The sequence below is a fragment of the Ewingella americana genome, from assembly GCF_006438725.1.
Lineage (GTDB): Bacteria > Pseudomonadota > Gammaproteobacteria > Enterobacterales > Enterobacteriaceae > Ewingella > Ewingella americana_A.
This window is the reverse complement of sequence record NZ_RCZD01000001.1, coordinates 135,913-157,589: the sequence shown is the minus strand read 5'-3', so window position 1 is coordinate 157,589 and position 21,677 is coordinate 135,913. Positions and strand designations below refer to the sequence as shown.

The 21,677-nt window shown below is 53.9% G+C and carries 22 protein-coding genes; 15 read left to right on the top strand and 7 right to left on the bottom strand.

Annotated features, from left to right (window positions below; genetic code table 11):
* The first annotated feature begins 136 nt into the window (after nt 1–136).
* Genes flhB through EAH77_RS00710 form a run of 3 tightly spaced genes read left to right on the top strand, consistent with a single transcriptional unit; the run spans nt 137 to nt 3,777 of the window.
* Nucleotides 137–1,288 (top strand): flagellar biosynthesis protein FlhB, encoded by a 1,152-nt coding sequence (gene flhB / locus EAH77_RS00720; protein WP_140469894.1) that lies wholly within the window; start codon nt 137–139, stop codon nt 1,286–1,288.
* Nucleotides 1,281–3,359 carry a flagellar biosynthesis protein FlhA gene (gene flhA / locus EAH77_RS00715; protein ID WP_140469893.1) on the top strand — a complete coding sequence of 693 codons (2,079 nt, stop codon included), beginning with the start codon at nt 1,281–1,283 and terminating at the stop codon, nt 3,357–3,359. The genes flhB and flhA overlap by 8 nt, the downstream gene beginning before the upstream one ends.
* Before the next feature lies 1 nt (nt 3,360).
* Nucleotides 3,361–3,777 (top strand): flagellar protein FlhE, encoded by a 417-nt coding sequence (locus tag EAH77_RS00710; RefSeq protein WP_241673366.1) that lies wholly within the window; start codon nt 3,361–3,363, stop codon nt 3,775–3,777.
* A gap of 110 nt (nt 3,778–3,887) precedes the next feature.
* Here EAH77_RS00710 and EAH77_RS00705 read toward each other — a convergent pair whose 3' ends face one another.
* The 3 genes from EAH77_RS00705 to flgA all read right to left on the bottom strand — a co-directional run bounded on the left by EAH77_RS00705 (nt 3,888) and on the right by flgA (nt 5,558).
* The gene (locus tag EAH77_RS00705; protein WP_140469892.1) at nt 3,888–4,325 is read right to left on the bottom strand and encodes a flagella synthesis protein FlgN; all 438 of its coding nucleotides are present in this window, start codon (nt 4,323–4,325) and stop codon (nt 3,888–3,890) included.
* A 53-nt stretch (nt 4,326–4,378) separates the two neighbouring features.
* The gene (gene flgM, locus EAH77_RS00700; protein WP_140469891.1) at nt 4,379–4,678 is read right to left on the bottom strand and encodes a flagellar biosynthesis anti-sigma factor FlgM; all 300 of its coding nucleotides are present in this window, start codon (nt 4,676–4,678) and stop codon (nt 4,379–4,381) included.
* Between the two features lie 166 nt (nt 4,679–4,844).
* Entirely contained in the window at nt 4,845–5,558 is a 714-nt protein-coding gene (gene flgA / locus EAH77_RS00695) for a flagellar basal body P-ring formation chaperone FlgA (protein WP_140469890.1), read from the bottom strand.
* Between the two features lie 180 nt (nt 5,559–5,738).
* On the opposite strand from flgA, the gene flgB reads away from it, so the two are divergent.
* The 11 genes from flgB (at nt 5,739) to flgL (ending at nt 15,947) form a co-directional block, all read left to right on the top strand.
* Nucleotides 5,739–6,149, top strand: coding sequence for a flagellar basal body rod protein FlgB (gene flgB / locus EAH77_RS00690; RefSeq protein WP_140469889.1), 411 nt, complete (start codon nt 5,739–5,741; stop codon nt 6,147–6,149).
* A gap of 5 nt (nt 6,150–6,154) precedes the next feature.
* The gene (flgC, locus tag EAH77_RS00685) at nt 6,155–6,559 is read left to right on the top strand and encodes a flagellar basal body rod protein FlgC (protein ID WP_140469888.1); all 405 of its coding nucleotides are present in this window, start codon (nt 6,155–6,157) and stop codon (nt 6,557–6,559) included.
* A gap of 11 nt (nt 6,560–6,570) precedes the next feature.
* Nucleotides 6,571–7,254 carry a flagellar hook assembly protein FlgD gene (flgD, locus tag EAH77_RS00680; protein ID WP_140469887.1) on the top strand — a complete coding sequence of 228 codons (684 nt, stop codon included), beginning with the start codon at nt 6,571–6,573 and terminating at the stop codon, nt 7,252–7,254.
* Nucleotides 7,255–7,338: 84 nt separating this feature from the next.
* Complete coding sequence (gene flgE / locus EAH77_RS00675; protein WP_140469886.1) at nt 7,339–8,589, top strand: flagellar hook protein FlgE; 1,251 nt, start codon at nt 7,339–7,341, stop codon at nt 8,587–8,589.
* 48 nt (nt 8,590–8,637) lie between these two features.
* A complete protein-coding gene (locus tag EAH77_RS00670; RefSeq protein ID WP_140469885.1) occupies nt 8,638–9,393 on the top strand; it encodes a flagellar basal body rod protein FlgF in 756 nt (251 codons plus the stop codon).
* 21 nt (nt 9,394–9,414) lie between these two features.
* Nucleotides 9,415–10,197: a flagellar basal-body rod protein FlgG gene (flgG, locus tag EAH77_RS00665; RefSeq protein ID WP_140469884.1), complete on the top strand. Its 783-nt coding sequence runs from the start codon at nt 9,415–9,417 to the stop codon at nt 10,195–10,197.
* 112 nt (nt 10,198–10,309) lie between these two features.
* Nucleotides 10,310–11,032: a flagellar basal body L-ring protein FlgH gene (locus EAH77_RS00660; RefSeq protein ID WP_140470328.1), complete on the top strand. Its 723-nt coding sequence runs from the start codon at nt 10,310–10,312 to the stop codon at nt 11,030–11,032.
* Nucleotides 11,033–11,042: 10 nt separating this feature from the next.
* Nucleotides 11,043–12,152 (top strand): flagellar basal body P-ring protein FlgI, encoded by a 1,110-nt coding sequence (locus tag EAH77_RS00655; RefSeq protein WP_140469883.1) that lies wholly within the window; start codon nt 11,043–11,045, stop codon nt 12,150–12,152.
* A complete protein-coding gene (gene flgJ / locus EAH77_RS00650) occupies nt 12,149–13,102 on the top strand; it encodes a flagellar assembly peptidoglycan hydrolase FlgJ (protein WP_194150471.1) in 954 nt (317 codons plus the stop codon). The genes EAH77_RS00655 and flgJ overlap by 4 nt, the downstream gene beginning before the upstream one ends.
* 181 nt (nt 13,103–13,283) lie before the next feature.
* Nucleotides 13,284–14,951, top strand: coding sequence for a flagellar hook-associated protein FlgK (gene flgK / locus EAH77_RS00645; protein ID WP_140469881.1), 1,668 nt, complete (start codon nt 13,284–13,286; stop codon nt 14,949–14,951).
* Nucleotides 14,952–14,984: 33 nt separating this feature from the next.
* The gene (flgL, locus tag EAH77_RS00640) at nt 14,985–15,947 is read left to right on the top strand and encodes a flagellar hook-associated protein FlgL (RefSeq protein WP_140469880.1); all 963 of its coding nucleotides are present in this window, start codon (nt 14,985–14,987) and stop codon (nt 15,945–15,947) included.
* A 171-nt stretch (nt 15,948–16,118) separates the two neighbouring features.
* Here flgL and EAH77_RS00635 read toward each other — a convergent pair whose 3' ends face one another.
* From EAH77_RS00635 to xylA, 4 genes are all read right to left on the bottom strand, one after another.
* Nucleotides 16,119–16,811 carry a CidB/LrgB family autolysis modulator gene (locus EAH77_RS00635; protein WP_140469879.1) on the bottom strand — a complete coding sequence of 231 codons (693 nt, stop codon included), beginning with the start codon at nt 16,809–16,811 and terminating at the stop codon, nt 16,119–16,121.
* On the bottom strand, nt 16,808–17,206 hold the full coding sequence (locus EAH77_RS00630; RefSeq protein ID WP_140469878.1) for a CidA/LrgA family protein: 399 nt from the start codon (nt 17,204–17,206) through the stop codon (nt 16,808–16,810). The genes EAH77_RS00635 and EAH77_RS00630 overlap by 4 nt, the downstream gene beginning before the upstream one ends.
* A gap of 184 nt (nt 17,207–17,390) precedes the next feature.
* The gene (gene xylB / locus EAH77_RS00625; protein WP_140469877.1) at nt 17,391–18,845 is read right to left on the bottom strand and encodes a xylulokinase; all 1,455 of its coding nucleotides are present in this window, start codon (nt 18,843–18,845) and stop codon (nt 17,391–17,393) included.
* A gap of 114 nt (nt 18,846–18,959) precedes the next feature.
* The gene (xylA, locus tag EAH77_RS00620) at nt 18,960–20,279 is read right to left on the bottom strand and encodes a xylose isomerase (protein WP_140469876.1); all 1,320 of its coding nucleotides are present in this window, start codon (nt 20,277–20,279) and stop codon (nt 18,960–18,962) included.
* Between the two features lie 395 nt (nt 20,280–20,674).
* Between xylA and xylF the strand changes: the two genes are divergently transcribed.
* On the top strand, nt 20,675–21,670 hold the full coding sequence (gene xylF, locus EAH77_RS00615) for a D-xylose ABC transporter substrate-binding protein (protein WP_140469875.1): 996 nt from the start codon (nt 20,675–20,677) through the stop codon (nt 21,668–21,670).
* Nucleotides 21,671–21,677 lie beyond the last annotated feature (7 nt).

The window sequence follows — 21,677 nt, the reverse complement described above, 5'->3', positions numbered from 1 at the left end:
GAGGGTGTTTTTTATCCGCAATTTATTCATCAAATGAATAGCCCTCTGTTTTAGCCTTTATTCCCTCCATGAGACTTCAGCGCTTTTGCCATTATAGGCATGAAATTATGCCCGCAGAGCAGACAGGAACCGACCGGTGGCTGAAGACAGCGATCTCGAAAAAAGCGAAGCCCCCACACCCCATAAGCTTGAAAAAGCCCGCGAGGATGGGCAAATCCCGCGTTCGCGCGAACTGACTTCCATGCTGATGATGGGAGCCGGTTTGTCGTTGCTGTGGGTGTCCGGTGGGTCGATGGCGCGTCAACTGGCGGCGATGATCTCTCAGGGGCTGAATTTTGACCACGACATCGTCAGTAATGACCAGCAAATGCAGCAACAGATTGCCGCTTTGCTCGGGCGCGCCGTGTGGGCGCTGCTGCCGGTGATTGGCGGGCTGATTCTGGTGGCTCTGGCCGCACCGCTGTTGCTGGGGGGGCTGAACTTCAGCAGCAAATCCTTTGCCCCGCAGCTTAGCCGTATGAATCCCATTGCCGGGATCAAGCGGATGTTCTCCGCTCAGGTCCTGGCTGAACTGCTGAAAGCCATCCTGAAAGCCACGATTGTCGGCTGGATATGCGGCCTGTATCTGTGGCACCACTGGCCGGAGATGATGAGGCTGATGGCACAACCCACCATCCCGGCGCTGGGCGAAGCACTGAACATGATTGCCTTCTGCGGGATCATGATCGTGCTGGGGTTGACCCCGATGGTGGGCTTTGACGTTTTCTGGCAGATCTGGACGCACATTAAAAAGCTGCGCATGAGTAAGCAGGACATCCGTGACGAATTCAAAAGTCAGGAAGGTGACCCGCATGTTAAAAGCCGCATCCGCCAGCAGCAACGCGCCATGGCCAGACGCCGCATGATGGCCGACGTGCCAAAAGCTGACGTCATTGTCACCAACCCGACCCACTACGCCGTGGCGCTGCAATACAGCGAAAACAAAATGAGTGCGCCGAAGGTGTTGGCAAAAGGGGCCGGAGACGTTGCCCTGCGCATCAAAGAGTTGGGTGCCGAACACAAAATTCCGATGCTGGAGGCACCGCCGCTGGCGCGTGCGCTTTATCGTCACAGTGAAATTGGTCAGCAAATCCCGACGGCGCTTTATGCCGCCGTTGCAGAAGTGCTGGCGTGGGTTTATCAGCTGAAGCGCTGGAAGCGTGAAGGCGGATTGGCTCCGAAGAAACCTGAACGTTTACCAGTGCCTGAAGCACTGGACTTTGCTGGAGAGACAGAAACACATGGGTAATCTGGCTGCGCTGCTGCGCTTACCAAGTTTTAAAGACACACAGTGGCAGGTGCTGGCCGGGCCGATCCTGATTCTGATTATTCTGTCGATGATGGTGCTGCCGCTGCCGCCGTTCATTCTCGACCTGTTGTTCACCTTCAATATTGCGCTGTCAATTATGGTGCTGCTGGTGGCGATGTTCACCCAGCGTACCCTCGAATTTGCTGCGTTCCCGACTATTCTGCTGTTCTCCACCTTACTGCGCTTGTCACTCAACGTCGCCTCGACCCGTATCATTCTGCTGGAGGGCCATACCGGCACCGCCGCCGCGGGGCGCGTCGTAGAAGCCTTCGGTCACTTCCTGGTGGGCGGTAACTTCGCCATCGGTATCGTGGTGTTTATCATCCTGGTGCTGATCAACTTTATGGTGATCACCAAGGGGGCCGGGCGTATCGCCGAAGTGGGCGCGCGTTTTGTCCTTGACGGGATGCCGGGCAAACAGATGGCGATTGACGCCGACCTCAACGCCGGGTTGATTGGCGAAGATGAAGCCAAACAGCGCCGCTCTGAAGTGACGCAGGAAGCGGACTTTTACGGCTCGATGGACGGTGCGAGTAAATTCGTGCGTGGTGATGCCATCGCTGGTCTGATGATCATGATCATCAACGTGGTCGGCGGTTTACTGGTCGGCGTGCTGCAACACAATATGGATCTCGGCCACGCGGCGGAGAGCTACACCTTGCTGACCATCGGTGATGGTCTGGTGGCACAAATCCCGGCGCTGGTTATCTCGACGGCGGCGGGTGTTATCGTGACCCGCGTTGGCACCAACGAAGACGTTGGCGAGCAGATGGTCACCCAGCTGTTCCGTAACCCGCGTGTCATGATGCTCAGCGCCTGTGTCCTTGGCCTGCTTGGTTTGGTGCCCGGGATGCCAAACTTCGTGTTTCTGATGTTTACCGGTGGCCTGTTAGCGCTGGCCTGGTGGACACGCGGTCAGCAACAGAAACCGGCCGTGGCCAAAGAGAACGTACCGGTCAATACCGACAACAAACAGCTGGTGGAAGCCAGCTGGTCTGACGTTCAACTGGAAGATTCGCTCGGTATGGAAGTCGGTTACCGGCTGATCCCGATGGTGGATTACGCCCAAAATGGCGAGCTGCTGGGGCGAATCCGCAGCATCCGTAAGAAATTCGCGCAGGAGATGGGGTACTTGCCGCCGGTTATTCATATCCGCGACAACCTCGAACTGCCGCCAGCCGGTTATCGCATCATGATGAAAGGGGTGGAAATCGGTACCGGTGAAGCGCATCCGGGGCGCTGGATGGCGATTAACCCAGGCAACGCGATTGGCGAACTGCCGGGCGAAATTACCCAGGATCCGGCTTTCGGTCTGGCCGCTGTTTGGATCGAACCGGCGTTGCGTGAGCAGGCACAAATTCAGGGCTTTACCGTGGTGGAGGCCAGTACTGTGGTCGCGACCCATCTCAATCATCTCATCAGCCTGCATGCGCAGGAGCTGTTCGGGCGTCAGGAAACACAGGAACTGCTGGAACGTGTCAGTAAAGAGTTGCCGAAGCTGACCGAAGATTTTGTGCCCGGTGTGGTGACGCTGACGACGCTGCACAAAGTGCTGCAGAACCTGCTGGCTGAGCGGGTCTCTATTCGCGATATGCGTACCATTATTGAAACACTGGCCGAACATGCTGCCACGCAAAGTGATCCTAACGAACTCACTTCGTTGGTCCGCGTGGCGCTGGGACGTGCTATTACGCAACAGTGGTTCCCGGGATCCGGCGAAGTGCAGGTGATCGGGCTGGATACGGCGCTTGAGCGTCTGCTATTGCAGGCATTACAGGGCGGTGGTGGATTGGAACCGGGCCTGGCTGAACGCTTACTGACTCAGGCGCAGGCCGCGTTGCAACAGCAGGAGATCAACGGCGCACCGCCGGTTCTGCTGGTTAATCACGCGTTGCGTTCGCTGCTCTCCCGCTTCCTGCGCCGCTCGCTGCCGCAAATTGCGGTCATGTCGAATTTGGAAATGAGCGATACCCGCCAGATCCGTATGACGGCGACCATCGGCGGTGAATAAGGTGTTGAGGTATGCGCTGGCGGCGCTTGCGCTGGGCTGCTCTGCGTCTCACGCGGCCTCTGGCTCATGGTCGGACAGCCAGCAGGGCGTGACGCTGCAAAACCGGGGCGTGATGCGTTCAACCCCGGCGCTTAACCCTCCTGCCAGCGCGCCCGTGATGCAAACCGCGTCTGCGTCTATTGACTCTGTCAGTTGGAACTATCGTTTATACGGCCCTCAGCCTGCCGGTTTGCAGGTCAGACTGTGCAATACCAACAACCGTTGTGCCGAGCTTGATGGTGCCAGCGGCCAGACGCGTGCGTTTTATGGGCAATCTGCCCAGTCTGCTTTCCAGATGATATTTTTTGTGGAAGGAAAGGGCCGGCTCAATCCGCCGCTGCGGATTATTAGCCAACAGATAATCGTGAACTATCGCTGAATTGACGGATGCCCTTGCGCAGAAAAGAAAGATATCACCGGTCGGTGATATTTTTTTGTCTACGAATCGGCAAAGAAGGCGAGATCAGAAGAGCGGAACGAACCCAGTCGTTAAACTGAAATCTTACGTACAGACTGTCCGCTGACAGAGGTTTGTCCATTAGGACCGTACAGTTTCTGAGTTTGGCTGGCGTTGAGGATCGCCATTGCCTGGCTGTTATACGCCAGTTGCTTATCGAGCAACATGCCGTTGTGGCGGTTGATGTGGCTAAGCTTTTGACTGAGTTGCACCACAGTCTTCCACATGTTGGCAATTTCGGGCTGACGAGAATAGGGCGCGGTTTGTTTGAGCCTGACGTCGTGTTCACGGCGCTGTTTATCAAGGTAATCTACGGTAGTGAGTAATGAACTTTTCTGCTCGGTGATGTGCTGCAAAGCGACTCCGTTTACACGCCCGGAACAGAGCAGGGTTTGTTCATGATTGATGATCAAATCCAGGGATTGCAGCGTTTCAACCAACATATTCATGGTCTTGATAAAAGTCTTCATCGGGCTTCATTACCTTTCAACGTAAACACCGTAGAGCTCACCTTACTTACAACTTAATTCGTCTTCAGGTAAGCCTGGGTGTCTTGCAACAGCGCATCGGCAATTTTGCCGGTATCCATGGTCAACTTGCCATCACGGATAGCCTGTTTCAGCTGTTCCACGCGGGCAGTATTGATATCTTGTGAGCTTGATTGTGTCAGGGTGGCCTGCGCATCGCTCAGTGTTACGGCAGTGCCGCTAACCGGGGCCGCAACGTTACTCTCTTTTTTAGTCGCTTGTGCTGCAACGTCGGATGGATCGCGCTGCTGGATCGGGCTGACAGACTGCGATGCCTGTGTACGTTCAATACTCATTATACTTCTCCCAATAGGGCGGATCAGTTAACTGATAATCCGCTGACGAAAACAAATAAAACCGCCGGATATGGCGTTGATAATAAGTTATCGTCATTTCACAGAAAAACTTTAGTCTTTATTGTAATAGAGATGATTGTAATTGTGCGCCCGCATGTTGCCTGGTTTAAATTGCAATACTTACTGTGCCATCCGCGCCGACCGTACCGTTAACGATTTGGCCAGATGGCATTCTGACCCGTACAGTCTCTGCCGCGGCAGCATTATTCATCGCTTTCCCAGCACTCGAGACATTGAAACCACTGCCCGTAGCCTGTACCTGGACCTGCTGACCGGCGTGAACCATCCACGGGCGTCGCAACATCGACAGCGTTAACGGCTGGCCGATATTAATGTTACGCATCGTCACCGCATTTAACGCCTGCTGGCTCTCAAGGATAGCGCGTGGTGGCAATAAATCCAGCCGGCCGCTTTTTTGCTGCATATCCGCTGCACTGAGATGAGCGCCTGACGCGACATTACGCGCCGCCACCCAATAAGTCCCACTGACCTGCACCTTGGCCTGCACATAGCTTTTTTGTCCGTTGCAATTCACCGCCACCGATACGTTGCCCCAACTGCGGGCATTCTGTGACAGCGAAAATTGCGGCGATAAGCACTGTGGCTGACGCGCCGCAGGCGTGGTGACCACCGTCGTCACCTGCATCCCGCTACTGGCATATTGCTGTTGGAAAAACTGCTGAATCTGTCCGGCAAACAGCGTGTCGCTATTGGATGAGACCTCCACGGGCTGCACTGGTGCAGCCAGCGTTAGCGCAGGGATTAGCCCAAGGCATAGGCTCAGTACCCGCCCGCATTTCTCGATCCTCCGCTTGTTCATCACGCTGTTTCCCCCGCCATGATCACCGTTGTGGAATTCCCACTTCTGACGACAAGTCTACCCGCAGTTTAGATTTCCTAATGCGACAAATAGCGGGGCATTTTGCGCTTATTCCCACGATAGGTTGTTGACCAGGGGATCTATGCTGTCGGCTCCAAATTCTCATTTTGCGGAGGGCGCATGCTCGACAAATTGAACGCCGCACTACAGTTCCAACAGGAAGCGCTCAACTTGCGCGCCCAGCGGCAGGAAATACTCTCGGCGAACATTGCCAACGCGGATACCCCTGGGTATCAGGCGCGGGACATCGATTTCGCCAGCCAGCTACAAAAAGTGATGGAAGCGGGCCGTGCTAATGGCAGCGGGATGTCGCTGGAGTTGACTAATCAGCGTCATATTCCCGCGTCTACCAGCGCGGGCGCGGATCTGGACCTGATGTACCGCATCCCGGACCAACCGTCAATGGATGGCAACACGGTCGATATGGACCGTGAACGTACCAACTTCGCCGACAACAGTGTGCGATATCAAACCGATCTGACCGTGCTTGGCGGCCAGGTGAAAGGGATGATGTCGGTACTTCAAGGATAACCCGCATGTCGATGCTCAGTATTTTTGATATTGCCGGATCGGCGCTCTCTGCCCAGTCGCAACGCATGAACGTCAGCGCCAGTAACATGGCCAACGCCGACAGCGTGACCGGACCGGATGGTCAGCCGTATCGCGCAAAGCAAGTGGTGTTTCAGGTTAACGCTGCACCGGGGCAGGAAACCGGTGGAGTGAAAGTGGCAGAAGTGGTCGATGACCCGGCGCCGATGCGTCTGGTCTATCAGCCCGGTAACCCAATGGCCGATGCCAAAGGTTACGTGAAAATGCCTAACGTGGATGTGGTCAGCGAAATGGTGAACACCATCTCAGCTTCCCGTAGCTATCAGGCCAACGTTGAGGTGTTGAATACCACCAAGTCGTTGATGTTGAAAACCCTGACACTGGGTCAATAACGGAGCGTCTTATGTCTGTTTTAAGCTCGATCAACGACACCACCGACAACACGATTTCCACCACGGGCACCACGACCACTAAATCAACGGCCGATGATCTGTCGAGTAACTTTCTGACGCTGCTGGTCGCGCAGTTGAAGAACCAGGATCCGACCAACCCGATGGATAACGCCCAGCTCACCAGCCAGTTGGCGCAGATCAATACCGTCAGCGGTATTGAAAAACTCAACACCACGCTTGGCAGCATTTCCGGCCAGATCAACAGCAACCAGTCTGTACAGGCGACGTCGCTGATTGGTCATGGTGTGATGGTGGCGGGCAAAGCCATTCTGGTCGGCACCTCCGCTGGCACCGTCAGCACGACGCCATTTGGACTGGAACTGGAACGCTCTGTAGATACCACCACTGTCACCATCAGCGATTCGAACGGCAAAGTGGTGAAAACCCTCAACCTCGGCGCGCAGACAGCGGGCGTTCACAGTTATTCCTGGGATGGCAAGCAGGATGACGGCACCACGGCAGTGGATGGCAGTTACAGCTTCAGCGTCAACGCCACCAGTGGCGGCGAGCAGATGGTGGCCTCTACGCTGAACTACGCGCTGGTCAATGGCGTCACCAACGACACGTCCGGCGCAGTGCTGGATCTCGGCGTTCGCGGCACCAGTACTCTGGCCAACGTGCGACAAATTTTGTAAGCCGTTGGCTCCTCCCCATGCAGGGTGAGGGGCTAATAACGTTAACTTCATGCAGCAACTACACACAGTAACCTGGAGCAGACCATGAGCTTTTCCCAAGCAGTCAGCGGCCTGAACGCAGCATCGTCAAACCTGGACGTGATTGGTAACAACATTGCCAACTCCGCCACGTCTGGCTTTAAATCTGCGACCGCGTCTTTTGCCGATATGTTTGCCGGTTCACAAACCGGTATGGGCGTGAAAGTTGCGGCCATTACTCAGGATTTCAGCGACGGCACCACCACCACCACCAACCGTAGTCTGGACGTTGCACTGAGCGGTAATGGCTTTTTCCGTATGACCGACGCCAACGGTGGCGTGTTCTATTCGCGTAACGGCCAGCTTTCCCTCGACGAAAACCGCAATTTGGTTAACTCGCAGGGCCTGAGTGTGACCGGTTACCCGGCCACCGGCACACCACCGACCATCGCGCAGGGTGCGCAGCCTGTGGCATTGAACATCCCGAACACCATGATGATCGCCAAGGCGACCACCACCGGGACCATGGCGGCCAACCTGAACTCGACAGACAAAACGCCAGCCACCGCGACCTTCTCCAGTTCAGACCCGACCAGCTACAACTATGTCAACACCATCACCACCTACGATTCACTGGGCAATTCACACGACAACAACGTGTACTTTGTGAAGTCGGCGACGGTGGCGAACTCGTGGGATGTTTACTCACAAGACAGCAGCGTCACCGGTTCTACTGCGGGTAAAATCGGCAGCCTGAACTTCAGCACCAGCGGTACGTTGGTCAGCACCGCTGACGCAGCGGGCGTTGTGACGACACCGGCGACCACACTGGCTCTGCCAATGAACACCAGCACCAACGGCGCGGCCACCCCGCAAACCGTGGCGCTGAGCTTCCAGGGCAGTATTCAGCAGAACACCGGCAGCAACAGCATCGGTACGCTTAAGCAGGATGGTTACGCTGCAGGCCAGATGACCGGTTATCAGATTAACGATGACGGCACTATCGCTGGTGTCTATTCCAACCGCCAAACCCAACTGCTGGGCCAGGTCGTGTTGAGCAACTTCTCCAACCCCGAAGGTCTGAAATCTGAAGGCGACAACGTGTGGTCCTCCACCCAGTCTTCCGGCCAGCCAATTACGGGCATCGCGGGTACGGGTGGGTTCGGTAGCATGACCAGTGGTGCACTGGAAGCCTCGAACGTCGACCTGAGTAAAGAACTGGTCAACATGATTGTGGCTCAGCGTAATTACCAGTCGAACGCGCAAACCATCAAAACTCAGGACTCGATCCTGAACACGCTGGTCAACCTGCGTTAATCGCAGTGAATGACGCGTTTTAGATGACAGACGGAACAGGAACGCACTATGGATCACGCAATCTACACCGCGATGGGCGCCGCCAGCCAGACGCTGAACCAGCAGTCGGTCACCGCGAGTAATTTGGCGAATGCTTCAACGCCGGGTTTTCGCGCACAACTGATGGCTCTGCGGGCTGTACCGGTGAACGGGCCAAGTCTCGAAACACGCACGTTAGTGACGGCTTCAACGCCGGGTGCTGACATGACGCAGGGACAGCTTAACTACACCGGACGCCCGCTGGACGTGGCGTTGCAGCAAGACGGCTTTCTGGCGGTGCAGATGCCTGACGGTTCCGAAGCCTATACCCGCAATGGTGACCTTCAGGTGTCACCGACCAATCAACTGACCATTCAGGGCAATCCGGTCATGGGCGATAACGGCCCGATCGAAGTGCCGCCGGGTGCGCAGCTGACCATCTCGTCAGATGGCACCATCGCGGTGCTCGAGGCGGGCGCTGATCCCAATACCATGGGGCAGCTCGGCAAGTTGAAACTGGTGAAAGCCGCGGGTAACGAAGTGACGCGTGGTGATGACGGCATGTTCCGTCTCACCCCGGCCACGGCGCAGGCCAGGGGCAATGCCTTGCAGGCTGATGCGAGCATCCATGTGATGCCAGGTACGCTGGAGGGCAGCAATGTCAAACCGGTGGAAACCATGGTTGACATGATTGCCAACGCCCGTCGCTTCGAAATGCAAATGAAGGTCATCCACAGTGTGGATGAGAACGAACAACGCGCCAACGAGCTGCTGTCGTTGAGCTGATGACAGCAGAGGAGTAACAACATGATCCCATCGCTTTATATCGCGAAGACTGGCCTTGACGCGCAGCAAACCAACATGGACGTGATCGCCAACAACCTGGCCAACGTCAGTACCAATGGCTTCAAACGCCAGCGTGCGGTGTTTGAAGATTTGCTGTACCAGACTATCCGTCAGCCCGGTGCGCAGTCTTCCGAGCAGACCAATCTGCCGTCCGGTCTGCAAATTGGTACGGGTGTGCGTCCGGTTGCCACTGAGCGTCTACATGCCCAGGGCAACCTGTCCCAGACCAACAACAGCAAAGATATTGCCATCAAAGGGCAGGGTTTCTTCCAGGTACAACTCCCTGACGGCACCACTTCATATACCCGCGATGGTTCATTCCAGGTTGACCAAAACGGTCAGTTGGTGACCTCAAGTGGCTATCAGGTGATCCCGGCCATCACTATTCCTGCTAACGCTCTGTCTATCACCGTGGGTCGCGACGGTATCGTCAGCGTCACCCAACAGGGACAGACTGCGGCGCAGCAGGTAGGTCAACTGACACTGAGTACGTTCATCAATGACAGCGGCCTGGAATCGATGGGTGAAAACCTGTATCAGGAAACCCAAAGTTCCGGCGCACCCATTGAAAGTACTCCCGGGCTGAACGGTGCCGGTTTGCTCTATCAGGGTTACGTTGAAACCTCAAACGTTAACGTGGCGGAAGAGCTGGTCAACATGATTCAGACCCAACGCGCCTACGAGATCAACAGTAAAGCCGTATCAACGTCCGACCAGATGTTGCAGAAGCTAACGCAATTATAAAAATCCCCTTGGGGATGTTGTCATTGATGTAAGCAGGGCACACGGACCCCTCCAGGTCCTGTGCCCTTAGTAAAGTAGATACTTTTAAGTTAAGGCGATATCTGTGGTGACCATGAAATTTACGTCGGTAAATAGCGCGCACTTTCACCGACACGGCGTGTTGGCTCTGCCACTTTTAGTGACCTTGCTGCTCAATGGATGCGCGTATTTTCCGCATAAACCGCTGGTGGAGGGGACAACCTCGGCCCAACCGGCCCCGGCGGCACCACCGGTACCGAACGGTTCGATTTTCCAGTCCGTTCAGCCGATGAACTATGGCTATCAGCCCCTGTTTGAAGATCGTCGACCACGTAACATCGGCGATACCCTGACCATTGTGTTGCAGGAAAACGTCAGCGCGAGCAAAAGCTCGTCAGCCAACGCCACCCGCAATGGTTCCAGCAAATTCAGTTCCGCGACGACTCCGCGCTATCTCGCAGGATTATTCGGCAATGCCCGCGCCGACATGGACATGAGCGGAGACAACACCTTCGGCGGTAAAGGTGGCGCTGCAGCCAACAACACCTTCAGCGGAACATTGACCGTGACCGTTAACGAAGTGCTGGCCAATGGCAACCTGCATGTTGTGGGTGAGAAACAGATTGAAATTAACCAGGGTACCGAGTTTATCCGGTTCTCCGGCGTGGTGAATCCGCGCACTATCAGCGGCTCGAACACCGTGGTGTCGACGCAGGTGGCGGACGCCCGCATCGAATATGTTGGTAACGGCTACATCAATGAAGCGCAGAACATGGGCTGGTTGCAGCGGTTCTTCCTTAATCTTTCGCCGTATTAATGAGGCAATCATGAGAAAACTCCTTCCCGGCATTCTGTGCTTAACGCTGTGTGCTGTGATGGCTCTGCCCGCGTCGGCACAGCGCATTCGTGACCTTACCAGCGTTCAGGGCGTGCGTGATAACGCCCTGATCGGCTACGGCCTGGTCGTTGGCCTGGATGGTTCCGGCGACCAGACCACCCAGACGCCATTTACCACTCAAACGCTGACCAACATGTTGTCCCAGTTAGGGATCACTGTGCCAGCGGGCACCAACATGCAGTTGAAAAACGTCGCAGCGGTCATGGTGACGGCAAAAATGCCGCCATTTTCCAAAAGCGGACAGACAATTGACGTTGTGGTCTCCTCGATGGGTAACGCCAAAAGTATTCGCGGCGGTACCTTGCTGATGACGCCGCTTAAAGGCGTGGACAACCAGGTTTATGCCCTGGCACAGGGTAACGTGCTGGTGGGTGGCGCTGGCGCGTCATCCGGTGGCAGTAGCGTGACGGTTAACCAACTCTCGGGCGGACGTATCACTGCGGGCGCAACCATTGAACGCGAACTGCCAAGCACCTTTGGCGCCGAAGGGATGATCAACCTGCAACTTAATGACGAAGATTTCAATCTGGCGCAGCAGGTCACTGACGCCATTAACCGTCAGGGCGGTCTGGGCTCAGCCACTGCGCTGGACGCGCGAAACATCCGGGTCATGGTGCCGCGCGGCAACAGTTCACAGGTGCGTATTTTGGCGCAGATCCAGAACATCGATGTGACGGTCGGCCCGATGGACGCCAAAGTGATCATTAACTCGCGCACCGGCTCGGTGGTGATGAATCGCGATGTGACGCTGGACTCCTGCGCCGTGGCTCAGGGGAATCTGTCCGTGGTGGTTGACCGCCAGAACGATGTCAGTCAGCCAAATACCCCCTTTGGTGGCGGTCAGACGGTGGTCACACCGAACACCAACATCTCAGTTCGTCAGTCGGGTGGCTCATTGCAACAGGTCAAGTCCAGTGCCAGTCTGAACAATGTGGTGCGCACGCTGAACGCGCTGGGGGCAACGCCTATCGACCTGATGTCAATTTTGCAGGCGATGAAAACGGCGGGTTGTTTACGTGCTGATTTGGAAATCATCTGATGGGCGATCTTATGTCGATGTCCGGCGCTGCGTATGACACGCAGTCGCTGAATAGTTTGAAGCTGGCAGTGCAAAAAGATCCGCAGGCGCACATCAAGGAAGTCGCCAAGCAGTTCGAAGGCGTGTTCGTACAGATGATGCTCAAAAGCATGCGTTCTGCCTTGCCACAGGACGGTTTACTGAGCAGCGATCAGACCCGGCTTTATACATCGATGTACGATCAGCAAATTGCCCAGAACATGTCCGAAAAGGGCCTCGGCATGGCGGATTTGATGGTCAAACAGATGACGGGTGGAAACCCTGAACCGTCTGAGTTGGCGGGTACGGTGCCGATGGCGCTGGATAAAGACGTACTCAATACCCTGCCGCTGCTGGCGATGGAACAGATGATCCGCAAGGCCATACCCAATGCGCCCGACCGGACTTCCGGTGGCGCGCCACTGGGACAAGACAGCGGGCAGTTTGTCTCCCGCCTAAGCATTCCGGCGCAGGTCGCCAGTAAAGAGAGCGGGATTTCGCATCAGTTGATTGTTGCGCAGGCCGCGCTGGAGTCCGGCTGGGGCCAGCGGGAAATCCCGACGACGGATGGCAAACAAAGCTTCAACCTGTTCGGGATCAAAGCAGGCAGTAGCTGGAGCGGGCCGACCACTAACGTCATGACCACCGAATACACCAATGGTGTGGCGAAAAAAGTGCAGGCCACTTTCCGTGTTTACGGCTCTTACGTCGAAGCGATATCCGACTATGTGAAATTGCTCACCAGCAACCCGCGCTATGCCCAGGTTACCGCAGCGGGAACGCCAGAGCAGGCCGCACACGCCTTACAGGCCGCGGGTTATGCCACCGATCCGAACTATGCCGACAAGCTGGTCAGCGTTATTCAGAAAATCAAAGGAGCGGGCCAGCAGGCCGTCAAAGCTTACAGCACCGATTTGAGTAAGATTTTCTGACAATTTGCTCTCAAGTTCCTCTCGCTTAAGCCGATAACACTTCTAGTTTCGAAAAAAAGATGAGTTTCGAAAAAAAAGATCAGTTTCGAGAACGCTTGCAGGGAAAAGGGAGTGCTCCCGATTTTCATATCACTTAAATATATAAAAACGTCAGCCGGCGTCACACTGGGATAAAACACTCATGTCCAACAGCTTAATCAATACCGCAATGAGCGGGCTGAATGCGGCGCAGGCTGCGCTCAGTACGGTCAGTAACAACATCGCCAACGTCAGCGTGGCCGGTTATAACCGCCAGACAGCGATTATTGGGCAGAGCAACGGCACCAATACGGCGGTAGGTTATATCGGTAATGGCGTAAACGTCAGCAGCATCAACCGTGAATACAATGCGTTTGTGGTTAATCAGTTATTGGGTGCAAGCACCATCAATAGCGCGCTGACCACACAGTCCACGCAGGCCGGACAAATTGATGATCTGTTGTCAAGCACCACCACCAGCCTGGCGAGCACCATGCAGAAGTTCTTTACTGGCCTGCAAACGCTCACCAGCAACGCGGGCGACAGCGCTTCACGCCAGGCGGTACTCGGTCAGGCACAGGGCATGACGGGGCAGTTCAACAGCTCCGCGAAATACCTGAGCGACATGAGCAATGGTGTGAACCAGCAGATCACCGATAACGTCAACCAGATCAACAATTTTGCGTCGCAAATTGCCAAACTGAATTCTCAAATTACCACTACCCGCGGTACCACTGGTCAGGAGCCGAATGCGCTTCTCGACCAGCGTGATCAACTGGTGAGCCAACTGAACGACGTAGCGGGTGTTACGGTGACCCAGCAGGACGGCGATGCGTTTAACGTCTCCTTCGCCAACGGCGTGCCGTTAGTCCAGGGTTCTAATACCCGTACTGTCGTGGCAACCCCTTCCAGCGCCGATACCAGTAAACTGACCGTGGGCGTCACACAGCCCGATGGCTCAGTGACCGAGATTGCGGAAAGCCGCATCACTACCGGTGCCCTGGGTGGCGTATTGGCCTTCCGTAAAGACAACCTTGAGCCGGCAATTAATCAGTTAGGGCAGTTGGCTTTAACGTTGGGTGACAGCTTCAATACCGTCAATAAAGGTGGTTTTGATATGAACAGCCAGCCGGGTGGAAATTTCTTCAGCTTTAATCAGCCTGCGACCGTGTCCAATACCAAAAACACCGGCTCCGCCGTGTTGAGCGTCACATACAGCGATTCGTCAGCGGTAAAAGCCAGCGATTATGTTATGTCTTATGACGGTACAGCCTGGACTGCGACCCGAACTTCAGATGGCGCCAATATTACGCCAACGGCAGGCACGGATACGTCTGGCAACCCGACGCTGAACTTCGACGGTCTGAGTATCTCAGTGACCGGCACAGCCAACGCGAAAGACAGTTTCACGGTAAAAACCGTCAGCGGTGTGGCAGGCAGTCTGAATCTGGCGATCACCGATTCCTCTAAAATTGCGGCAGCCAGTACCGTCGATGCAACGACCGGTAAAATTGGGGCCAGTGATAACCGCAACGCGCAGAAACTGCTCGATTTACAAACGGCCAAACTGGTTGAAGGTAAATCCACGCTCTCAGGCGCTTATGCCAGTCTGGTGAGTAACGTCGGTAATCAGGTCTCTACCCTGAAAACCAACAATACCGCGCAGACCAATATCGTCACGCAATTGAGTGCACAACAGCAGTCAATTTCCGGTGTGAATACCGATGAAGAGTACGGCGATTTACAGCGCTACCAGCAATATTATCTGGCTAATGCGCAGGTGATTCAGACGGCGTCTACTATCTTCGACGCGATCATCAACATCCGTTAATTTTTAACTTTAATGTGATAAGGAACTGACGCCATGCGCCTTAGTACTAATTTGATTTACCAGCAAAACATGGACAGCGTCCTTAATGCACAGTCGCGTTTCCAGGACTCAGGCGTGCAGGTCGCAACGGGTTTACGTGTCAATAAACCTTCGGATGATCCTCTGGCGGCCTCTCAGGCTGTAATGGTTCAGCAGGCAGAGGCTGAAAACAGCCAGTACGGCGTAGCCCGTACTTTTGCTACGCAAAGCATAAGCCAGGAAGAGTCGATCCTGACGGGCGTCACTAACAGTATTCTGGATGCTCAGAGCCTGATTGTTCAGGCTGGTGATGGCGCGCTTAGTAACGATGACCGTACCACCCTTGCAACTAAGTTACAGGGTATTAAGGATCAGATTGTCAACCTGGCTAACAGCACTGACGGCAATGGTCGCTATATCTTCGGTGGTTATAACAGTGATAAGGCCCCGTTTACCGTTGATGCCACTACCGGTGCGGTGACTTACAGCGGAGGCGCACAACCTATTTCACAGCAGGTTGATGCCAGCCGTACTATGATTATCAGCCATTCTGGTACACAGGTTTTTAACGCTCTGACCGGTGATGCGGTGAAAGAACCAGACGGCTCAACCGGTGAGTCAGACCTGTTTAAGACCATTGATACCGCGCTGACCGCGCTGAAAACCCCGAAAGAGAGTTTCCCTAACACGACCGACTACACCGCTGCGATTGATAAAACCAACCGTGGTCTGCGTAACTCGCTGAACAACGTGCTGTCTGTGCGTTCCGAGTTAGGCACCCAGTTGGATGAACTTGATAAGCTGAATTCGTTAGGCACCGATCGCACGCAGACCAACACGGACAAACTCAGCGGACTGGTGAATACCGACTGGACTGCCGCTATTTCGACCTATACCTTGCAGCAGGTAGCATTGCAGGCGTCGTACAAAACCTTCAGTAGCATGCAGAGCATGTCACTGTTCAAGATGAATTCGTAACCCTTCCCTAACGACCTGCCTTTCCACTGGGTGCTTTCCAGCACCCAGTCTTCACCGCTTTTCTGAGCGTACTTAAACCGGGTAAGCTCAGTTTTGTATGTTGCTCTGTTTGCTAAGGGCAGGGCGACATACAACTTTTTATTGGCGGGCATTGCCAAAAGGTTTTTGAGACTAGCCAAATACCGCCAATAAAACGGGGAACAGGAATGGCGCCAGCAGGGAGGTAATGATCCCGCAAATGACCAGCGCCAGTGAACTGAAAGCGCCTTCCTGAAAATCCACCTCAGCGCAGCGGGCAGTGCCTAAGGCATGAGAGGCGGTTCCCATCGCCAGGCCGCGAGAGGCTTTGGTGGTTATCTGCAGAATATTCAAAATAGTGTGCCCAAACACTGCCCCTAAAATCCCGACGAAAATAACGCACACCGCACTGATGGCCGGAATTCCGTTGATGGATTGCGCCGTCGCCATGGCAATCGGTGTGGTGACGGACTTTGGCAGTACCGACGCGGCAATTTCAGGCGTGGCTCCCATCCATAATGCAATCGCTGTACCGGTGACCATCGCGACTACGCTGCCGATAAAGCAAACGCTGATAATCGACTTCCACCGGGCGCGGATCTGATGCAGTTGTTCATACAGTGGAAAAGCCAGTGCGACCACGGCGGGTTGCAGCAGGTCATTCAATATCTTGCTGCCTGCAAAATAACGGGCATAAGGAATATGGGTGACCAGCAGCAAAGGGATGATGATCACCATTGACATCAATAACGGGTTCAGCAGCGGGAGTTTGAGTTTTACCGCCAGTTTGCGGGTGGCAAAAAACACCAGCAGCGTTAAGGGCAGCGACCACAAGATATCTGTCATGGTTTCTCCTCCGTCTCGCCGACCACCGGGCGTTCCCGATGAACATAGTGGGAACAATAGGCGGTCACCAGCAGCACAATCAGTGTACTGATCATGCAAGAGACCACCAGCGGACCAAACTGACTGCGCAATATGTCGTAATAGCTCATCACCCCGACCCCAATAGGCACGAACAGTAAAGCCATGTAGCGGATCAGTACGCTACAGCCGGGTTTTACCCAGCGATACGGTAAAATTTGGGTAGATAGCAGAGTAAACAGGATCAACATACCGATGATACTGCCAGGGATAGTGAGCGGTAGCAGAGATGAAATAGCGATACCTGCGTACAGGCAGAGGTAAATTAATATGAACGCCCGAATATATTGTAATAGCAGTGTTATTACGTTGCGCATAGCCTTTATTCCAGTAAGGTGACGCATTTATCATACAATTAAAGTGTGAGCGGTGCCACAAAACAGAGTATGAAATTAATGAATGAAGTGTATGCCATTTTGGCGTGGGGAAGTTTGGAAATTCGGCTTTTTATGGTGGGTTTATTTGGCGGGGACCGGCGTGTGCCGGCCCCTCGACAAGAGGTTAACTCATCAATGGCAACAAACGCTGGTACAGCTCACCGAACACTTTGCGCCGGGCGCTGTAAGCGTGGTGTTTTGTGGCATCCGGCGTATGCGTTTGTTCAAGAGGCAACGCCGGAAGCAATGCCTCAAAGGATTTCTGCGGATTCATGGCAATTTGCGCCAGTCTGGCGGCGCCCAGTGCCGGGCCGACATCGCCTCCGGTACGGTACTCAAGAGTTTGACCACTAATATCTGCCAGCATCTGGCGCCAGTAGCTGCTGCGCGCCCCTCCGCCGATCAGGATTATCGAGTCCGGTTTCAGGCCCGTGGCATGTAATGCATCCATACCTTCAGCCAGGGCGAAACCGACACCTTCAAGTACGGCGCGCCCAATATCAGCGGGGCCGTGCTCATGTGTCAGGCCAAACAGTGTGCCTTTAGCCTGTGGGTTGTTGTGCGGTGTTCGTTCCCCGGAAAGATACGGCAGGAACCAGACCGGCGTTTCAGCGGGCGCGGAATGTTCAACCAGATTCAGTAAATCACCTACCGAGGCCATACCGGTCAATTTTGTTGCCCAGTCGAGGCAGGACGCAGCGCTGAGCATGACCGACATCAGATGCCAGGTGTTCGGTAAGGCGTGGCAGAAGCTGTGCACCGCCTGCTGAGGATTACTGAGGAAGCCCTCACTCACTGCGAAATAGACCCCCGATGTCCCTAGCGACAACATGGCCTGACCGGCCCGATAAAGGCCAACACCCACGGCACCTGCCGCATTATCACCGCCACCGGCAATCACCGGAATACACCCGATACCCCAGCGTTTTGCCAGTTCTAAGGATACCTCCCCCGTGATTTGGCTGCCTTCAAACAGCGCTGGCATCTGGTCACGGTGCAGGAAACAGGCGTTGAGCATAATGTCACTCCAGTCGCGTTTGGCAACATCAAGCCACATCGTACCCGCCGCATCTGACATATCACTGGCAAAAGTGCCGGTAATGCGCCAGCGGAGATAATCTTTCGGCAATAACACTTTGTCTACCTGGCGGAAAATGTCGGGTTCATTCTGTTTTAGCCATGCCAGCTTAGGTGCGGTAAAACCCGGCATCATCACATTGCCGGTGATATGGCGGGATTCCGGCACCGCTTTTTCAAGCGCCAGACATTGTGCAAAACTGCGCCCGTCGTTCCATAAAATGGCCGGGCGTAACACTTTGCCTTGTGCGTTGAGCAGCGTGGCGCCGTGCATTTGGCCCGTCAGCCCAAGGGCTTTGACACCCGAAAGATCCTGAGTGGCCGCCAGCGCCATAATGGCTTTATCGGTGGCGTTCCACCAGTCTGCGGGATCTTGTTCAGACCATAACGGGTGAGGGCGGGAAAGGGTGAGGGATTCACTGTGCGTGGCGACTACCTGACCGGCTTCGCTGAGTAAAATGGCTTTTACGCCGGACGTACCGAGATCGATACCGAGATACATGTCTACCTCTTCCTGCACCCGCTATTTTTCGGTCGTTTGAAATTTATCGAGTACATTAATAGTGGTTATTGCCCGGCTCTTTCGGCCGGGCCGTTTTGGGGTGCTGCGTAGTGATTAACCGAACAGGTAACGGTTAACCAGATTTTCCAGCTGTTCCTGATGGCCGCTCTGATGCGTCGGCGCTAACTGATGTTGCTGAGCAAACGTCGACAATTCGTCAAGAGACATTTTACCCTGCAAAATCTGCTGGCCAAACTCGGTATTCCAGCCGGAATAGCGCTGAGCAACGTGTTTGTCCAGTTCACCGTCGGTGATCATTTTAGCTGCGACTTTCAGCGCCAGCGCCATCGTGTCCATGCCACCAATGTGTCCGTGGAAAAGGTCATACTTGTCGGTACTTTGACGGCGAACTTTGGCATCAAAGTTGAGACCACCGGTGGTGAACCCCCCGGCTTTGATGATTTCATACATCACCAGCGCATTTTCTTCGACGCTGTTCGGGAACTGGTCGGTATCCCAACCACATTGCGGGTCACCACGGTTAGCATCCACGGAACCGAACAGCCCCAGAGCAATGGCGTTGGCAATTTCATGATGGAATGAGTGGCCTGCCAGCGTAGCGTGGTTCGCTTCCACGTTCACTTTGATCTCTTTTTCCAGACCAAATTGTTTCAGGAAACCATACACTGAGGCAACGTCGTAATCATACTGGTGCTTGGTCGGTTCCTGCGGTTTTGGCTCAATCAGCAGGGTACCCTGGAAGCCGATTTTGTGTTTGTGCTCAACCACCAACTGCATAAAGCGACCAATTTGCTCACGTTCCTGGCGCAAATCAGTATTGAGCAGCGTTTCATAACCTTCACGTCCTCCCCACAGCACGTAGTTTTCACCCCCCAGCTGTTTGGTCGCATTCATCGCCGTGAACACCTGCGTGGCGGCCCATGCAAATACTTCAGGATCTGGATTGGTGGCTGCACCCGCCGCGTAGCGCGGGTTAGAGAAACAGTTTGCAGTACCCCACAACAGTTTCAGGCCGCTGCTCTCTTGCTTTTGCGCCAGCACATCGGTCATGACGGAAAAGTTATTGACGTATTCTTTCAGCGAATTGCCTTCCGGTGAAACGTCGACGTCATGGAAGCAGTAGTAAGGTACATTGAGTTTTTGGAAGAATTCGAATGCCACATCGGCTTTGCATTTCGCCAACGCCAGCGCGTCGCCCGGTTGCTGCCATGGGCGGTCAAAAGCACCCAGCCCAAACATGTCTGAACCGTTCCAGCAGAATGTGTGCCAGTAGCAAGCGGCAAATCTCAGATGTTCGGCCATGGTTTTGCCGAGAATAACTTCATTCGGATTGTAATGGCGGAATGAGAGAGGATTTTTGCTGTTAATCCCTTCGTAGCGAACCGCGTCAAGCTTGTCGAAATAAGCGTGCATTGAAAACTCCTTGGATACGGGCCCAGATCTGCTGGGGAGTGAGAGCCATCATCTTCGGAGTTGTCAGGCCGTCTCACAATTACGTTATTTCACACTCAAATTAACTTAATTATTAACTGTGCGTTAGATCGCAAAAATAGCCGTTTAAACCTCATTAATTTTCAGTAATTCCGATGTTTCGCGAATAAGCCCGTGCTGGTAATAGGTCCATTGCAATCAAACCATGATCTTCATCAAATATTAGAAAAGAAACTAAAAAACGTAACGCGAGGGTTAAAATCTGCAATTGCCGAATATTTACGCAGCGACAACAATTCATTCGCGACAACCTTCCCTGTGGTTGTTAATAAATTTGTTTCTCTTTCCCTGCCTCTTTATAAAAAAGGTCTTAGAAGATGAAAATAAAAACATTTTTACTCTCTGCAACTACCGCAATGCTCCTTTTCAGCCAAACGGGTATGGCAAAAGAAATTAAAATCGGTATGGCAATCGATGACTTACGTCTGGAACGCTGGCAGAAAGACAGGGATATATTTGTAGCAAAAGCCAAAACGCTGGGGGCTGATGTCTTTGTGCAATCAGCCAATGGCAATGAAGAGACGCAGATGGCGCAGATTGAAAACATGATCAATCGCGGTGTCGATGTGCTGGTGATCATTCCTTATAACGGTGAAGTTCTGAGCAATGTTATCGCAGAAGCCAAGCGGGAAGGCATTAAAGTTCTGGCCTATGACCGGATGATTAACAACGCCGATATTGATTTTTATATTTCCTTTGATAACGAAAAAGTCGGTGAATTACAGGCACAAAGCCTGGTTGAACGTGTCCCGCAGGGTAACTATTTCTTGATGGGGGGGTCACCGGTTGATAACAACGCCAAATTGTTCCGCGCAGGGCAGATGAAAGTACTTAACCCTCTAATCAAAGACGGAAAAATAAAAATTGTGGGTGACCAGTGGGCTGACGGTTGGTTACCGGAAAATGCGCTAAAAATCATGGAGAACGCATTAACGGCGAACAACAATAAAATTGATGCGGTGGTGGCTTCCAACGATGCAACGGCAGGTGGCGCAGTTCAGGCACTCTCTGCTCAGGGACTGGCGGGCAAAGTGGCTATTTCTGGTCAGGATGCCGATCTTGCCGCGATCAAACGTATTCAGGCGGGTACACAAACCATGACCGTCTATAAACCGATCACTAAGCTGGCTAATGATGCGGCTGAAATTGCTGTTCAACTGGGCAAAGGGGAAAAACCTAAATCCAACGCGACGTTAAATAACGGTAAGAAAGACGTGCCCTCTTATTTGTTAACACCTATTCAGGTTGATAAAAATAATATTGAAAGCACGGTGATTGCCGACGGCTTCCATAAAAAATCCGACCTTAAGTAATCTTTAT

Excerpts from the sequence above, each read along its gene's own strand:
- flgL (WP_140469880.1), top strand. The coding sequence starts at position 14,985 with ATGCGCCTTAGTACTAATTTGATTTACCAGCAAAACATGGACAGCGTC.
- EAH77_RS00655 (WP_140469883.1), top strand. The coding sequence starts at position 11,043 with ATGAGAAAACTCCTTCCCGGCATTCTGTGCTTAACGCTGTGTGCTGTG.
- xylF (WP_140469875.1), top strand. The coding sequence starts at position 20,675 with ATGAAAATAAAAACATTTTTACTCTCTGCAACTACCGCAATGCTCCTT.
- xylA (WP_140469876.1), bottom strand. The coding sequence starts at position 20,279 with ATGCACGCTTATTTCGACAAGCTTGACGCGGTTCGCTACGAAGGGATT.
- flgD (WP_140469887.1), top strand. The coding sequence starts at position 6,571 with ATGTCTGTTTTAAGCTCGATCAACGACACCACCGACAACACGATTTCC.
- flgM (WP_140469891.1), bottom strand. The coding sequence starts at position 4,678 with ATGAGTATTGAACGTACACAGGCATCGCAGTCTGTCAGCCCGATCCAG.
- EAH77_RS00660 (WP_140470328.1), top strand. The coding sequence starts at position 10,310 with ATGAAATTTACGTCGGTAAATAGCGCGCACTTTCACCGACACGGCGTG.
- flgA (WP_140469890.1), bottom strand. The coding sequence starts at position 5,558 with ATGAACAAGCGGAGGATCGAGAAATGCGGGCGGGTACTGAGCCTATGC.
- EAH77_RS00630 (WP_140469878.1), bottom strand. The coding sequence starts at position 17,206 with ATGCGCAACGTAATAACACTGCTATTACAATATATTCGGGCGTTCATA.
- flgE (WP_140469886.1), top strand. The coding sequence starts at position 7,339 with ATGAGCTTTTCCCAAGCAGTCAGCGGCCTGAACGCAGCATCGTCAAAC.
- flgG (WP_140469884.1), top strand. The coding sequence starts at position 9,415 with ATGATCCCATCGCTTTATATCGCGAAGACTGGCCTTGACGCGCAGCAA.
- flhA (WP_140469893.1), top strand. The coding sequence starts at position 1,281 with ATGGGTAATCTGGCTGCGCTGCTGCGCTTACCAAGTTTTAAAGACACA.
- EAH77_RS00705 (WP_140469892.1), bottom strand. The coding sequence starts at position 4,325 with ATGAAGACTTTTATCAAGACCATGAATATGTTGGTTGAAACGCTGCAA.
- EAH77_RS00670 (WP_140469885.1), top strand. The coding sequence starts at position 8,638 with ATGGATCACGCAATCTACACCGCGATGGGCGCCGCCAGCCAGACGCTG.
- EAH77_RS00635 (WP_140469879.1), bottom strand. The coding sequence starts at position 16,811 with ATGACAGATATCTTGTGGTCGCTGCCCTTAACGCTGCTGGTGTTTTTT.
- xylB (WP_140469877.1), bottom strand. The coding sequence starts at position 18,845 with ATGTATCTCGGTATCGATCTCGGTACGTCCGGCGTAAAAGCCATTTTA.
- flgB (WP_140469889.1), top strand. The coding sequence starts at position 5,739 with ATGCTCGACAAATTGAACGCCGCACTACAGTTCCAACAGGAAGCGCTC.
- flgC (WP_140469888.1), top strand. The coding sequence starts at position 6,155 with ATGTCGATGCTCAGTATTTTTGATATTGCCGGATCGGCGCTCTCTGCC.
- flgK (WP_140469881.1), top strand. The coding sequence starts at position 13,284 with ATGTCCAACAGCTTAATCAATACCGCAATGAGCGGGCTGAATGCGGCG.